The organism is Chitinimonas violaceus, from assembly GCF_052601015.1.
The window spans coordinates 1-398 of sequence record NZ_JBQXDJ010000244.1 but is presented as its reverse complement, the minus strand read 5'-3'; the positions used below and the strand labels follow the sequence as shown (position 1 = coordinate 398).

General features: G+C 54.0%; 1 protein-coding gene. It reads left to right on the top strand.

Going from position 1 to position 398, the window contains the following annotated elements; all coding sequences use genetic code 11:
* On the top strand, positions 1 to 365 hold a 365-nt coding region (locus ACUHMQ_RS21140), incomplete at its 5' end, for an IS3 family transposase (RefSeq protein ID WP_445297406.1).
* Positions 366 to 398 lie beyond the last annotated feature (33 nt).

Sequence of the window (398 nt, the reverse complement as noted above, 5' to 3'; positions counted from 1 at the left end):
TCAGTCAGGCGTTGTGGAAGGCGATAAAGTGGAAACGGCCAGAAGCAGGATTGATGCTGCATTCGGACCGAGGGAGTCAATATTGCTCGCAGGGATATCGTGCGCTGGTGGCGCAGTTTGGCTTACGTGCTTCGATGTCGCGGCGGAGGAATTGCTATGACAATGCGCCGATGGAGAGTTTCTGGGGCAGCTTGAAGAATGAGCTGATACACCCTCAGCGTTATAGGACCCGGACCGAAGCGGAGGCTTCGATCCGAGAGTACATAGAAATCTTTTACAACCGCCAGCGGCGCGATTCTCGGCTAGGCAATTTGGCACCGGCGGTGTTTGCAGAGAAATTCAGCAGGCAATTGGTCTGCATTTGAAGTGGGTGTGTCTACGGTTGTCAGGACAGGTCA